Source organism: Agrobacterium sp. 16-172Ci (assembly GCF_053522725.1).
Genome location: NZ_JBNWBW010000010.1, coordinates 46,217 through 58,869 on the forward strand (window position 1 = coordinate 46,217; position 12,653 = coordinate 58,869).

At 59.9% G+C, this 12,653-nt stretch carries 14 protein-coding genes; 4 read left to right on the plus strand and 10 right to left on the minus strand.

Features of this window, described 5'->3' with window-relative positions:
• Positions 1-108: 108 nt before the first annotated feature.
• From ACQZ40_RS11685 to ACQZ40_RS11695, 3 genes are read left to right on the plus strand one after another with little or no spacing between them, the layout of a single operon-like run.
• Positions 109-405 carry a hypothetical protein gene (locus ACQZ40_RS11685; protein WP_448747991.1) on the plus strand — a complete coding sequence of 99 codons (297 nt, stop codon included), beginning with the start codon at positions 109-111 and terminating at the stop codon, positions 403-405.
• Positions 406-427: 22 nt separating this feature from the next.
• Positions 428-1,651 (plus strand): efflux RND transporter periplasmic adaptor subunit, encoded by a 1,224-nt coding sequence (locus ACQZ40_RS11690; RefSeq protein WP_448747992.1) that lies wholly within the window; start codon positions 428-430, stop codon positions 1,649-1,651.
• Between the two features lie 3 nt (positions 1,652-1,654).
• Positions 1,655-3,613 carry a MacB family efflux pump subunit gene (locus ACQZ40_RS11695; RefSeq protein ID WP_448747993.1) on the plus strand — a complete coding sequence of 653 codons (1,959 nt, stop codon included), beginning with the start codon at positions 1,655-1,657 and terminating at the stop codon, positions 3,611-3,613.
• 13 nt (positions 3,614-3,626) lie between these two features.
• Here the strand turns inward: ACQZ40_RS11695 and ACQZ40_RS11700 are convergent, their stop codons facing one another.
• Complete coding sequence (locus ACQZ40_RS11700) at positions 3,627-3,863, minus strand: acyl carrier protein (protein WP_003520197.1); 237 nt, start codon at positions 3,861-3,863, stop codon at positions 3,627-3,629.
• Between the two features lie 311 nt (positions 3,864-4,174).
• On the opposite strand from ACQZ40_RS11700, the gene ACQZ40_RS11705 reads away from it, so the two are divergent.
• Positions 4,175-5,272 carry an acyltransferase family protein gene (locus ACQZ40_RS11705; protein WP_271046478.1) on the plus strand — a complete coding sequence of 366 codons (1,098 nt, stop codon included), beginning with the start codon at positions 4,175-4,177 and terminating at the stop codon, positions 5,270-5,272.
• A 370-nt stretch (positions 5,273-5,642) separates the two neighbouring features.
• On the opposite strand, the gene ACQZ40_RS11710 is transcribed toward ACQZ40_RS11705, so the two are convergent.
• The 9 genes from ACQZ40_RS11710 to ACQZ40_RS11750 form a co-directional block, all read right to left on the minus strand.
• Complete coding sequence (locus ACQZ40_RS11710) at positions 5,643-5,930, minus strand: hypothetical protein (protein ID WP_078053615.1); 288 nt, start codon at positions 5,928-5,930, stop codon at positions 5,643-5,645.
• A 547-nt stretch (positions 5,931-6,477) separates the two neighbouring features.
• Entirely contained in the window at positions 6,478-6,615 is a 138-nt protein-coding gene (locus tag ACQZ40_RS11715) for a hypothetical protein (RefSeq protein ID WP_162856819.1), read from the minus strand.
• A gap of 96 nt (positions 6,616-6,711) precedes the next feature.
• A complete protein-coding gene (locus ACQZ40_RS11720) occupies positions 6,712-6,927 on the minus strand; it encodes a hypothetical protein (RefSeq protein ID WP_078053614.1) in 216 nt (71 codons plus the stop codon).
• 252 nt (positions 6,928-7,179) lie between these two features.
• Positions 7,180-7,389 (minus strand): cold-shock protein, encoded by a 210-nt coding sequence (locus tag ACQZ40_RS11725; protein WP_003508146.1) that lies wholly within the window; start codon positions 7,387-7,389, stop codon positions 7,180-7,182.
• Positions 7,390-7,670: 281 nt separating this feature from the next.
• Positions 7,671-7,841: a hypothetical protein gene (locus ACQZ40_RS11730; protein WP_162856817.1), complete on the minus strand. Its 171-nt coding sequence runs from the start codon at positions 7,839-7,841 to the stop codon at positions 7,671-7,673.
• 335 nt (positions 7,842-8,176) lie between these two features.
• The gene (locus ACQZ40_RS11735) at positions 8,177-9,412 is read right to left on the minus strand and encodes a Gfo/Idh/MocA family protein (RefSeq protein WP_448747994.1); all 1,236 of its coding nucleotides are present in this window, start codon (positions 9,410-9,412) and stop codon (positions 8,177-8,179) included.
• 18 nt (positions 9,413-9,430) lie between these two features.
• Positions 9,431-10,252 carry a sugar phosphate isomerase/epimerase family protein gene (locus ACQZ40_RS11740; protein WP_448747995.1) on the minus strand — a complete coding sequence of 274 codons (822 nt, stop codon included), beginning with the start codon at positions 10,250-10,252 and terminating at the stop codon, positions 9,431-9,433.
• A gap of 24 nt (positions 10,253-10,276) precedes the next feature.
• Positions 10,277-11,440 carry a dihydrodipicolinate synthase family protein gene (locus tag ACQZ40_RS11745; protein WP_448747996.1) on the minus strand — a complete coding sequence of 388 codons (1,164 nt, stop codon included), beginning with the start codon at positions 11,438-11,440 and terminating at the stop codon, positions 10,277-10,279.
• A gap of 10 nt (positions 11,441-11,450) precedes the next feature.
• Positions 11,451-12,593: a Gfo/Idh/MocA family protein gene (locus ACQZ40_RS11750; RefSeq protein WP_448747997.1), complete on the minus strand. Its 1,143-nt coding sequence runs from the start codon at positions 12,591-12,593 to the stop codon at positions 11,451-11,453.
• Positions 12,594-12,653: the final 60 nt, after the last annotated feature.

Here is a 12,653-nt window from a genome sequence, read left to right on the forward strand (position 1 = left end):
CTCCTTTAATCTGCCCCCCAGTAAAGGAGGAAATCAGCCGGCGACGGCTGGAGCCGGGGGATCGCACGCCTGCGATCCCCCGCGTGATTTTCAAGCAGGAAGACGATGATGAGATACTTCTATCTGGTGCTGGCAACGGCTTTTGGTTTGAGCTTTGCCTGGTCGGTGGCCGTGGCAAAGGACAAGCCCGTGCAACAGCCGGCGGCCAAATCCCGGCAGGATGAACAACGGCGTCGGCCCGCCTGTGCGAAGGATCAGCGCGAAAAGATGGATTCGAGACGTCTTCGCAGCACCTGCCGCAAGGCCGCGGCGCGAAAATCGGCCTCTGCCTATGAATGGATCGAAGCGGAGAGGGGTTTCATCCTCGTGAAACACGAGATGACGCCGGTTTCTTCCTTCGAGTGAACCAGCTGGACAGGACATCAATATGAAAACGGCACGCAAGGCAGGCGCATTGCTGGCGGTTGTCGCTCTCGCTGTGGGCGGCTACTGGTTGTCCTCGCAATATACGCGGGCGGCCACACCCGGCTATATCACCGCACCGGTGACGCGCGGCGATATCGAGCAAACGGTGCTGGCGACGGGAACGCTGAAACCCGTTCGCCTTGTCGCCGTCGGCGCGCAGGCCTCGGGCCGCATCACCGCCGTCAAGGTGGCGCTCGGCGATACCGTCAAGGCAGGCGATCTGATCGCCGAAATCGATTCCGTTACCCAGACGAACAGCCTGCGCACGGCGCAGGCGGCTCTGGCGAACGTGAAGGCGCAGCGGGTGGAGAAACAGGCGACGCTTCTTCTCAACCGCCAGAGCCTTGCCCGTCAGCAGGAGATGGTGTCGAAGAACGCCGCCTCCCGCGCTGATTTCGAAAGCGCCACCGCAGCCCTTACCGTTACCGAGGCGCAGATCGAGGCTATCGAAGCCCAGATCGAGGAAGCGCAGGTCGCGGTGGAAACGGCCGAAGCCAATCTTGGCTATACCAAAATCACCGCGCCCATCGAAGGCACTGTTCTGTCGATCGTCAGTCAGGAAGGGCAGACCGTCAATGCCACCCAATCCGCGCCAACCATCGTCATTCTCGGCCAGCTCGACCGGATGACGGTGCGCACGGAAATTTCCGAGGCGGATGTAACGCGGGTCAAGCCGGACCTGCCGGTCTATTTCACGGTGCTGGGTGAGCCGCAGCAGCGTTACGACGCGACGGTCGCCTCGATAGAGCCGGCGCCGGAATCGGTGCGCAGCGATTCCAGCTTCAGTTCCTCGACCTCTTCATCCTCCAGCTCGTCCTCTTCCAGCACGTCGTCATCCGAGGCGATCTATTATAATGGCGTGTTCGAAGTGCCGAACCCGGACGGCAAGCTGCGCACCTACATGACGGCGGAGGTCCATATCGTTCTCGGCGAAGCGAAGGACGTGCTGACCGTCCCCTCGGCAGCCCTTGGCAGCATGGACAGCGACGGCAGCTATGCCGTGCGCGTGGCCGGCGCCGATGGCAGGGTTTCCGAGCGCAAGGTCGAAATCGGGCTCAACAACAAGGTCACGGCGGAAGTGCGTTCCGGCCTTGCCGAAAACGAGCGCGTGGTGACCGGCGAACGTTCCACCGACACCACCGCAAACGCCATGCCGGGGCCGGGCGGCCCGCCGATGGGACTTTGAACCATGGCTGAACCTTTGATTTCGCTTAAATCCGTGCGGCGGGATTATCCCTCCGGCGAAGGCACGATCAGCGTGCTCAAGAATATCGACCTCACCATCGAGGCCGGTGAGATGGTGGCGATCGTCGGCGCGTCCGGGTCGGGCAAGTCGACGCTGATGAATATTCTCGGCTGCCTCGACCGCCCGACATCGGGTAGCTATAGCATCAGGGGCCGGGAAACGGGCGATCTCGATGCCGACGCGCTTTCGGCGCTCAGGCGTGAAAATCTCGGCTTCATCTTCCAGCGCTACCATCTGCTGGCCGAGTTGACGGCGCTCGGCAATGTTGAAATTCCGGCGATCTATGCCGGCAAGACGCAGGGCGACCGCAGGCACAATGCCGCAAGGCTGCTTGGCCGCCTCGGCATGGCGGAACGCCTCGATCACCGTCCCGGCCAGCTTTCCGGTGGCCAGCAGCAGCGCGTTTCCATCGCCCGCGCCCTGATGAACGACGCCGAGATCATTCTTGCCGACGAACCGACCGGCGCGCTCGATAGCGCCAGCGGCGACGAGGTGTTGCGCATCCTCGGCGAGCTGCATGCCGAAGGCCGCACCGTCATCATCGTCACCCATGATATGTCCATTGCCAGACGCGCCGGGCGGATCATTGAAATCAGCGACGGCACGATCATTTCCGACCGCAGGACGGATGCAACGCCCGTACCGCAGGACGATGCCAAACCCGCTGCCGTTTCCGTCGGGTCTTCGGGTCTCGCGGGTGTCGTTTCGTCTCTGCGCGAGGCGTTGCGCATGGCGCTTCTGTCGATGCGGGCGCACAAGCTGCGCACCTTTCTCACCATGCTCGGCATCATCATCGGCATCGCCTCGGTCATCAGCGTCGTGGCGCTGGGGCAGGGGTCGCAGCAGCGGGTGCTGCAGAACATATCGAGTCTTGGCACCAACACGCTGGAAATCTTCGCCGGCAAGGATTTCGGTGACATAAGGTCGGGCAAGATCACCACGCTCGTCGTTTCCGATGCCGAAGCGCTTGCCAAGCAATCCTATGTCGCGGCGGTGACGCCGACGGTCTCGACCTCCAGCACGGTGCGTTTCGGCGCGAAGGAAGCGAATGCGCTGGTGAACGGCGTCAGTGAGCGCTATTTCGTCGCCAAGGGCACCAAGCTGTCGCAGGGCCGCTTTTTCGATGGTGGGAGCGTCGCGCAGAAGGCGCAGGAAGTGGTGATCGACGAAAATACCCGCAAATCGCTGTTTGCGGATTTCGATGGCAGTCCTGTCGGTCAGGTCATTCTCATCGGCAAGGTGCCGGCCCGCATCGTCGGCGTCACGCAGGCGCAGCAGGGCGGTTTCGGCTCAAGCCAGAACCTGTCGCTTTACCTGCCCTATACCGCCGTCCAGTCGCGCTTTCTCGGCAGCCTGTCGCTGCGCAGCATCACGGTGCAGGTGGCCGACGATGTCGATGCCTCAATCGCCGAGCAGGCGGTGACGACGCTTCTGACCCAGCGGCACGGCACACGGGATTTCTACATTCTCAATACCGACGATATCCGCCAGACCATCACCAGCACCACGCAGACGCTGACCCTTCTGATTGCGGCCATTGCGGTGATTTCGCTGCTGGTCGGCGGCATCGGGGTGATGAACATCATGCTCGTTTCTGTGTCTGAACGCGTATCGGAAATCGGCGTGCGCATGGCGGTGGGCGCGCGCCGCACCGATATTCTGCGGCAGTTCCTCATCGAGGCGGTGCTGGTCTGCATCATCGGCGGTACGCTGGGCGTGCTCGGCAGCCTCGGCTTCGGCGCGCTTTTCTCCGCCTTCAGCAGCAATTTCGCCATGGTCTATTCCACGGCGTCGATCATCGCCGCCTTCGTCTGCTCGACGCTGATCGGCGTTGTCTTCGGTTATCTGCCGGCGCGCAACGCGTCGAAGCTCGATCCCGTCGCGGCTTTGTCTGCGGGGTAAATCCCCCCGCCGGTCACGCCTTGTTTTTTTCGACGAAGCGGATGGCGTCGCCAACGGTCAGGATCGTGCTTGCGGCGGAATCTGGAATTTCCACCCCGAATTCCTCTTCGATTTCCATGACGATCTGAACGGTCTCGAGCGAATCCGCACCGAGATCGTCAGCAAAACTGGCCTCGTCCACGATGGTGGCAGGGTCTGCACCAAGCTGGTCCACGATGATTTTTCTGATACGTTCTGCAATGGTGGACATGGTGAGACTCCGCGAAAGTTGCCTGCCGCCGAACGCCGCTCCATCTGAATTTGCGCCGAAGATATCCAAGCGAAATCAAGCTGAATTTCGAAAGGACAGGGCACAGAGTCAAAGGCTCGGAAGATCGATGACATCCGGACGTAGCACGCCTTTCGCAGCCGCGAAAGAGTGTCGATCACCCGTTAGTATTCCATAATAATATGGGATGTTCGCCACGTTAAACAGTTTGTGACTGGTAGCGGTGAACCGCAACGCGGTAAAGCTCGTTGCCTGTGAACCTCAAATCCGTCAGCCAAACCGAGCCTCATGCCATGGTCCAGTCGTCCCCGGAACGCTTTATATTGCTCGATGGCATAAGGGGCGTGGCCGCCCTTTTCATCGTCCACCGCCATGCCGAGGATCTGTTTGGGAAAAGCACGGCTTCGAGCTATCTCGCCGTGGATCTGTTCTTTGCGCTCAGCGGTTTCGTGCTCGCGCATGCCTATAGCCGGAAACTGGCCGAAGGGGCGATTACGCCAGGCTTTTTCATGAAGGCGCGCTTTGCACGTCTTTACCCTCTTTATGGGCTGGCGCTGGCCCTGATGGCGGCCTATTTCATCTGCCTCTACGTGCTGGGCCTGCCGACGCCGATCGATGATCTGCATCGTCTTATCGATCCCGGCGAGCTTGCTTTCGCCTTGGTAACGGGGCTGCTCTTTTTGCCGGCGCCCTTCACGCTCACTCTGAACGGCGCGCTGTTTCTCGTCAGCCCGGCATGGTCGCTTTTCAACGAGCTGGTGGTGAATGCGTTTTACGCCCGCTTCGGTGTCCGGGCCACGACGAAACAGACCGCCGCGGTGCTCATTATCAGCGCCCTTGTGCTGATGGTGGCCGCCGCCCAGTTCGGCCGTCTGCATGCCGGTTTTCGCTGGCATGAAATGTATGCCGGCATGGGGCGGGTGTTCTTCTCGTTTTTTGCCGGCGTGCTGATTTACCGTTTTCGCAATCGCGTGCCGCAGTTGAAACCTTTTCAGGCGGCGCTTTGCCTTCTGCTGGTCTGTTTCATTCTGGCCGTGCCCATGTCGCGCGAGCTTCGACCGTTCTTCGATCTTGCGGTGGTCCTCGTCGTCTGGCCGATGCTGCTGTTCGTCGCCAGCAAGACGGTTCCGGGGCGCGGTGTGGGAATGGTTTCGGTGTTTCTCGGCACGGCGTCCTACGCGGTCTATGTACTGCATATTCCGCTTCTGGCCTGGACGGAGTTTCTGATCCCCGCTGTGCACCGGGAAAACCTTGCTTTGCCGGCCGGCATTGTTTTCCTCATCGGCACGACGTACCTGTCATGGTGGCTGACGGTCCATTACGATCAGCCCGTTCAGAAATGGCTGAAGAACCGGTTGAGAAAGCCGAGTGAAGTCCGCCAGCCGGTATGATCCTGCCTCGCGGCTGCAAACCTCAATAATGGGCAAAAATCGGGGCAGTCAGCACGAAAGCCGCGACGAGGCTGATGATCGTCAGTTTCGCCGCTCGCATGCGGCGCATTTTGCGGCCGCTCCAGTCATACGTCATACTCACCTCCACGCAGACGCAAAACTTACCGGCATGGGAAACAACGCAAGCTTGGCGAAGACCGGTCATGGTCCCGCAACGCACAGGGTGCACATTCCATACCCAAGCTTCCCGGGACGCGCCTGATCGCGCGCGGGACGCTCAATTTCAGTGTTGCCTGATATACGGCTTTTGCCAAGCCGTTATTTTCATCGGTGATTTTGAAGGCCGCCACGAAAAGGGCGGCAAGCCCCATCACCGGTAAAGAGGCGGCAGGCCCTGAATGGCGTAACGCGGCAGCGGTTTCCACGGTTTGACGCGTTCATGTTTGTGAACGCCGAACAGGAACAGCATTTCCTCCGAAATATCGGCAGGGTCGGTCAAGCCATCCTGAAAGAGCTCGATCACCTTGCGGGCGGCATTGTTGTAGAGAATGACTTCGTCATCCATGGTGTGGCTGTCATAACCGAGACCTTCCAGCACTGACTGGAGCATTTTCAGGTCCTGCGATGTGATGATGCAATTTTCATATGCGGAAGACATGACGTCCTCCTTTCCTGTGGGGGGCAAAAAAGCTGGAGCGTCGCGTCGCCACCCATAAGTGGCGCGAGGACGCTTCAACGCCTCGAAACGCGCACAGCGTCAGGCAAACCGTCTCCGGCCCGTACCGTCATGCATGTCGCGTGGCTTGGAGATCGTTCCCCTGGTCAACAGGCGGGACAGGGCAAAGATTGCAAGAGGCCTTACGGCGGCAACGCCCTTTAATTACCGATAGGGAAGCGTGCGCCCTTTGAGGAGAATAGGCAAGTTAATTCTGTCTCGTAGAGCGGGCAATTTAGCACGCGCTCCCGCAGGCAACAAAAAAGGCCGGGGCAATATTGCACCGACCTTCCTCATATCGCTCTCAACACCCGTGCCAGTACATCCGTGGTCAAAAGTCTGAAGCGACTAAAACAACTGCGAACGTCGATTTCATTCGCGCTCACCAGCAGTTGCCATGAGAGCTGTTTAATTGGGAAATGTGGCCAAAACAAGTCCGGCATGGATGGCTATGCTTTTATTCGCCGTGACTTGTCGGCCGGCTTGGCGCCTATTTCTTTTTGCTATCCGCTGTCGTGGCGTTTGCGAATTTGACCTGCGAACCGGTGGGCGGCGCGGCAGGCGCTTTCGTCTTGTCCTTCTTCGGTTTGCGGATTTCCTTGTTGCTGCGCAATTGACCCTTGGCCATGGTGTCCTCCTCCTGTTGGATTGGTGCGGCCTCGAGCGGCTATGAGACAATCCGTTCAAGGCCCGTTCGAGCGGGCGATGCTGGAAATCCGGCCAGTCAGTTCTTGCCGGATCGTTTTTTTGCGGAAACCGGCACGTCGGCGATAATCGTCGCTTCCTGTGCTTCGCGAAGCTGGCGAAGGCGTTCCGTTTTGCGGGCGCGCTGGTCGGCCTCGGCGTTTATGATCTGCTTTGCGGCGTTATCCGTCAATGACGCCCTGTCCTGTGCGGATAGTTTGCCGGGTTTGAAAAAAGCTTCCTTTGACGCGGCCATGGCATTCTCCTTTATGGAAGAGCGGTATCGGAAGGCTGTCGGGGGCGGGTAACCTTTTTGGGGGCAGGCAGCAGCCCTTCGCGCTGAATTTTCTTCTTTGCCCTCTTGCGGCGGTGGCGCACGGCTTAGGCTTCTTCGCGGACGCGCTTTTTCCCTGGCCCAAAAACAAAAGGCCGGGCTTTGACCCGACCTCTCACAATCATTCTAACCTGCAGCCAGTACATCCGTGGTCTGCGGGTTAAATGATGAATATCAAGCTGCCTGAAGGTTATCAGCCGAGCTTTTGCCGGACCGACGGTCCTGGACGATCTCGTAGCTGATCTTCTGGCCGTCGTTCAGCGAACGCATGCCAGCGCGCTCAACAGCGGAGATGTGAACGAAAACGTCCGTGCCGCCATTGTCAGGCTGAATGAAGCCGAAGCCCTTGGTGGCGTTGAACCACTTTACAGTACCAGTGTTCATAACGATTTCCTTTCGTAGAATCGTTGTGGTTCCCGCGATACCTTGCGGGATAAGATCGATTATTTGAGAGGAAATCCGACGGGGAACAGTCTGTTCCAGAACGACGTCACAAGCAATGGTCGATGAAGAAAATATAGGCGCAATTTTTGATTTTGCAATGGGCATTGAAGGAAAAAGCACTGGCGAGCGACCGATCATTGGCTAAGTATCTGGTTCACAGTGCTATTTCCCGCCAACCCAAACGTGCGCCCGGTTTGGCGCGGCCTTTGGTTTCGCGCGCATCAACCTCCACCGGGAGACACGTCCTTCGCACGGTCATCGGGCAGGCTGCCTGCCCCCGGCGTCTTGTCATAGTCGGTGAGGGACGGTTTGGCGTGCGGGCCGGCGGGAGGAATGTCGTTCGGGCTGGAAGGCCGTTTGTCAACTGTTTTCGGCTTCGTTTTGTTCGTCATGTCGCGTCCTCCTTTTAAAGGGGAAACGCAGGGGAAAAGGCGCGGGTTCCGTTTCCACGCCGCGCGGGCGCGCTTTTCCGCCGTCAGCGGCGGGAACGCGGCTTTTTCTCTTCCCGGTTCATATCTCGCCCCACCCATTTGAAAAATACGGCGAGGCTGAGGCCGATGATGATGAGCGGAACGAAGGATTCAAAACTGGACATGACTCACTCTTTCTTCCCCCGGCGACCATTTTACCGGCATGGAAGAAGCGCGTAATCTGTGGAATATCGTCCGTTCTTTTTTGGCAATTGCCATCTGCGGCCCAGTTGTCGATGGGCCGCAGACGAAGGCGGTTAAACCGGAAGCGATTTCACCGCTGCCGTGCCGCCTTCACGGGCGCTTTTCAGCGCCGCCACCCCTGTCAGGACGGACATTGCGCCTGCGCGTGAGCCCGCCCGCTGGCGCAGCCGGTCGTTGGAGCCAGGCTTGAAGATCATGTCGCGCATGCGGTTGTCGCCGCCATAGTGGCCGCCGGGCTCATGTGGCACCCATATGCGCTCGACACCGCCGCCGAAACTTTTGACGACAAGGATTTCGTCGGCGGGTGGTTCGGTCCAGGGCTGCTTTTCATACTGGCGCATCTCGATGCGGCCCTTATGGCCGTTGAAGGCGATGTGATGGCCCTCGATCGGCATATAGGTGTTGAGCGAATAGGAGACCTGCACGCCGCTCGCATAACGGATCGAAGCGCTCATCGTGTCGGGAATGTCGATCTCCTCGCGGAAGACGCAGGCATCGCGCACATAACCGTCCACCGTCGAAGGGTCTTCATAAAGCGCATCGAGAAAAGGATCGGCCCCGAGATCCATGAAATAATCGCACTCGCTTTTGTGCGGACAGGTGCGACAGCGCGTTCCGCGGAACGGGCCGTTCTTGCCATAATGCAGCAATTGCCCGAAGCCCTTCACCTCCACGGGATCGGAATCGAGATACCAGTTCAAGAGATCGAAATGGTGGGTCGCCTTGTGCACGAACAGGCTGCCGGAATGCTCGGTGAAGGCGTGCCAGCGGCGGAAATAATCTGCGCCGTGCTGGTTATCCAGATACCAGTGGAAATCGACCGAGGTGACGGTGCCGATGGCGCCTTCGTCGATCAGCTCCTTGATGCGGGCAGCGGTGGGAGAGAAACGGTAATTGAAGGAGACGTCGACGCGGCGGCCGCTTTTGGCCTCCGCCGCGCGAATACGGTCGATCTTTTCCGGGGTGGTGGTCATGGGCTTTTCGCTGATGACATCGGCCCCGCCTTCGAGCGCCCGGATGATGATGTCGTCATGTGTGTCATCAGGTGTGCAGACGATCACCAGCTCGGGTCGCTGCTCCTCCATCATCCGGTCGAAATCGTCGTAAAGCGGCGCGCTCGATCCCATCATGGCGCGGGCGCGTTCGGCGCGCATCAGGTTCAGGTCGCAAATGCCGACCAGTTCGACATAGTCGCTCCAGCCGGCCAGCAATTCGCGGCCCCACATGGTGGTGCCGCGATTGCCGGTGCCGACCAGCGCATAGCGTTTGCGTTTCACCTTTTCAGGCATCGTCTCTCTCCCGGATAATCAACAAACAGTCTTGAAACGCTCGACCACGGTGGCGAGGACTTCGTCCATCGGGCGCGCCTGCCAGCGATGCGAAAAGATTTCCACTTCCTGCGGGCCGTGGAAGCCGGCGGCTTCGATCATGGCGCGAAATGCCTTGAGGTCAATCACGCCGTCGCCCATCATGCCGCGATCGTTGAGCGGATCGGTGGTCGGCACCAGCCAGTCGCAGATATGGTGGGCGAGAATTTGCCCGTTCCTGCCGGCGCGCGCCACCTGTTCTTCCAGTTCCGGATCCCACCAGACGTGGTAGACATCGATGGCGACACCGGTTCCAGACCCGAGCCTGTCGCAGAGATCGAGCGATTGTTTCAGCGTGTTGAAGCAGGCGCGGTCGGCGGCATAAAAGGGGTGCAGCGGCTCGATGGCGAGCGGCACGCCGGCGGCCCGCGCATAGGGAAGAAGCTCGGCCATGCCGTCCTCCACCATCTGCCGTGCGCCTTTCAGGTCGCGTGAGCCGGCGGGCAGGCCGCCCACCACCAGCACAAGGCAATCGGCCTTCATGGCGGCAGCCTCATCGACGGCGCGTTTATTGTCCTCGATGGCGAGGCGGCGCCCTTCGGCATTGGGCGCGGGGAAAAAGCCGCCCCGGCAATGGCCGCTGAGGCGCAGGCCGTTATGCTCGACAATGCGGGCGGCTTCAGCAAGGCCAAAGCCATGCACCTGCTCACGCCAGGGCGAGATGGCGGTTATGCCGTGCGCGAGGCAGGCATCGACGATTGCGCCGAAGTCTCCGCCCTGACGCACGGTGGCGAAATTGATGGAAAGGCCTTCAAGGCTCATCTCGGTATCTCCCCTTGTTTTGCTTCACCCGATGCCACGGACGGCCAGAAACGCCTTCATGCGCTGCGTCGCCAGATCCGGCTCGGCGAGCACATTGGCCCTGTCCGCCAGCCGGAAAAGCTCAGCGAAATGCTGCGTGGAGCGGGTGCTTTCCTGCCCGCCGACCATGGTGAAGTGGTCCTGCAACCCGTTGAGATAGGCGAGGAACACCACGCCGGTCTTGTAGAAGCGGGTCGGGGCCTTGAAGATATGGCGCGACAGCGCCACCGTCGGCTCCAGAATATCGAAGAACTCGTTGTCCGCCCCGCGCTTCAGGCAGGCCAGCGCTTTCGAAGCCGTAGGCGCTATGGCGTCGAAAATGCCGAGCAGCGCATCCGAATGGCCCTTCTCGTCACCGGCGATCAGTTCGGCATAGTTGAAATCGTCACCGGTATACATGCGCACGCCTGCGGGCAGGCGGCGGCGCATGACGATTTCCTTTTCCTTGGAGAGAAGCGAAATCTTGATGCCATCAATCTTGTCGGCATTCTCCTCGATCATGGTAAGGCAGGTTTCCATCGCCGCCATATGGTCGCCAGCCCCCCAATAACCCTCAAGCGCCGGGTCGAACATTTCGCCCAGCCAGTGGATCACCACTTTCTGGTCGGCATGGGATAAAACCCTGGCATAAGCCTTGAGATAATCATCCGGCGAGCGGGCGGCAGCGGCCAGAGCACGGCTCGCCATCAGGATTACGCGTCCGCCTTCTCCCTGAACAAAATCAAGCTGTTCCAGGTAAGAGTCGACAATCTGGTTTAGGTCGTAGCCGCCGCCATTCAAATGATCTGTTCCGACGCCGCAGGCAATCAGCGCATCCTTGCGGCTGGCCGCCTCCTTCAGCGAACGGGAAATCAGTTCCTGCGCCTGCGGCCACGCGAGCCCCATGCCGCGCTGCGCCGTATCCATCGCCTCGGCGACGCCGAGGCCGAGATCCCACAGGCGGTGACGGAAACGTAAAGTGGCGTCCCAGTCGATGGCGGGCGTCAGCCATGGGTCGTTATCGGCAAGGGGATCGGCCACCACATGGGCGGCCGCGAAGGCGACGCGGTTGAAATCCGCCGCACTTCGTTTCTCAACCGCGACCGGTGTGCCTGATAGTCTGTAGACCTCAATGCTGCGGTCATCCTTCGGAAGCTTGAGTTCGCTCACCATCGCCTCCTTACGAAATAGCGGGAACGTCGAGCCAGCGGCGTTCCTTCCAGGATTTCAGTCCAAGCTCGGCTAGCTGCACGCCTTTCACGCCTTCCATGAGGCCATAGGGCCACGGATCGTTGTCGACGAGGTGGCGCACGAACATTTCCCACTGCGCCTTGAAGCCGTTGTCATAGACGACATTGTCCGGCACCTCCTGCCAGGTCTTGTAGAAATCGATGGTCTGCGGCTGGTCGGGGTTCCACACCGGCTTCGGCGTGTTGGTGCGGTGCTGGGTAAAGCATTTTGTCAGGCCCGCCACCGCCGAACCATGCGTGCCGTCGACCTGGAAGGTCACGAGGTCGTCGCGGCGCACCCGCACCGCCCATGAGGAGTTGATGTGGGCGATCACGCCGCCTTCCAGCTCAAAGGTGGCATAAGCGGCATCGTCAGCATCCGCCTTATAGGCTTTGCCCTGCTCATCGAAACGTTCCGGAATATGGGTCGCGCCGAGGCAGCTGACGGATTTCACCGGCCCGAACAGGTTGTCGAGTACATAACGCCAGTGGCACAGCATATCGAGAATGATGCCGCCGCCATCCTTCAGGCGGTAATTCCACGAAGGGCGCTGCGCCGGCTGCCAGTCGCCTTCGAAAACCCAGTAACCGAACTCGCCGCGCACCGAGAGGATTTTGCCGAAAAAGCCGCTGTCGCGCAGCATCGCCAGCTTGCGAAGGCCGGGCAGGAACAGCTTGTCCTGCACCACGCCGTGTTTGATGCCGGCGCTTTCGGCGAGCCGCGCAATCGCCAGCGCCTCTTCCATCGTGTCGGAAATCGGTTTTTCGCAATAAACGTTCTTGCCCGCCTTGATGGCTTTCTCCAAAAGGCTGCCTCGCATCTGCGTCGTGCCGGCATCGAAGAACAGCGTATCGTCGGGGTTCGCCAGCGCCGCATCGATATCGGTCGTCCAGCGCGCGACATTGTGCTTTTTGGCGATTGCCTCGATCTTTGCGCCGTTGCGGCCGACCAGAATGGGGTCAAGCATGACCCTTTCGCCGTTCTTCAAAACCACGCCGCCCTGATCGCGAATGGCGAGAACGGAGCGCACGAGATGCTGGTTGTAACCCATGCGGCCGGTGATGCCGTGCATGATGACGCCGATACGTTTCATGAATTTCCTCCCAAGGCGGCTTCTTCCCGAAAGCCGCTTCCGTCAAACATGGCAATTTGT

What these genes read in the sequence shown, in the direction of transcription:
- ACQZ40_RS11685 (WP_448747991.1), top strand. Translation starts at nt 109, where the DNA reads ATGAGATACTTCTATCTGGTGCTGGCAACGGCTTTTGGTTTGAGCTTT.
- ACQZ40_RS11690 (WP_448747992.1), top strand. Translation starts at nt 428, where the DNA reads ATGAAAACGGCACGCAAGGCAGGCGCATTGCTGGCGGTTGTCGCTCTC.
- ACQZ40_RS11695 (WP_448747993.1), top strand. Translation starts at nt 1,655, where the DNA reads ATGGCTGAACCTTTGATTTCGCTTAAATCCGTGCGGCGGGATTATCCC.
- ACQZ40_RS11700 (WP_003520197.1), bottom strand. Translation starts at nt 3,863, where the DNA reads ATGTCCACCATTGCAGAACGTATCAGAAAAATCATCGTGGACCAGCTT.
- ACQZ40_RS11705 (WP_271046478.1), top strand. Translation starts at nt 4,175, where the DNA reads ATGGTCCAGTCGTCCCCGGAACGCTTTATATTGCTCGATGGCATAAGG.
- ACQZ40_RS11710 (WP_078053615.1), bottom strand. Translation starts at nt 5,930, where the DNA reads ATGTCTTCCGCATATGAAAATTGCATCATCACATCGCAGGACCTGAAA.
- ACQZ40_RS11715 (WP_162856819.1), bottom strand. Translation starts at nt 6,615, where the DNA reads ATGGCCAAGGGTCAATTGCGCAGCAACAAGGAAATCCGCAAACCGAAG.
- ACQZ40_RS11720 (WP_078053614.1), bottom strand. Translation starts at nt 6,927, where the DNA reads ATGGCCGCGTCAAAGGAAGCTTTTTTCAAACCCGGCAAACTATCCGCA.
- ACQZ40_RS11725 (WP_003508146.1), bottom strand. Translation starts at nt 7,389, where the DNA reads ATGAACACTGGTACTGTAAAGTGGTTCAACGCCACCAAGGGCTTCGGC.
- ACQZ40_RS11730 (WP_162856817.1), bottom strand. Translation starts at nt 7,841, where the DNA reads ATGACGAACAAAACGAAGCCGAAAACAGTTGACAAACGGCCTTCCAGC.
- ACQZ40_RS11735 (WP_448747994.1), bottom strand. Translation starts at nt 9,412, where the DNA reads ATGCCTGAAAAGGTGAAACGCAAACGCTATGCGCTGGTCGGCACCGGC.
- ACQZ40_RS11740 (WP_448747995.1), bottom strand. Translation starts at nt 10,252, where the DNA reads ATGAGCCTTGAAGGCCTTTCCATCAATTTCGCCACCGTGCGTCAGGGC.
- ACQZ40_RS11750 (WP_448747997.1), bottom strand. Translation starts at nt 12,593, where the DNA reads ATGAAACGTATCGGCGTCATCATGCACGGCATCACCGGCCGCATGGGT.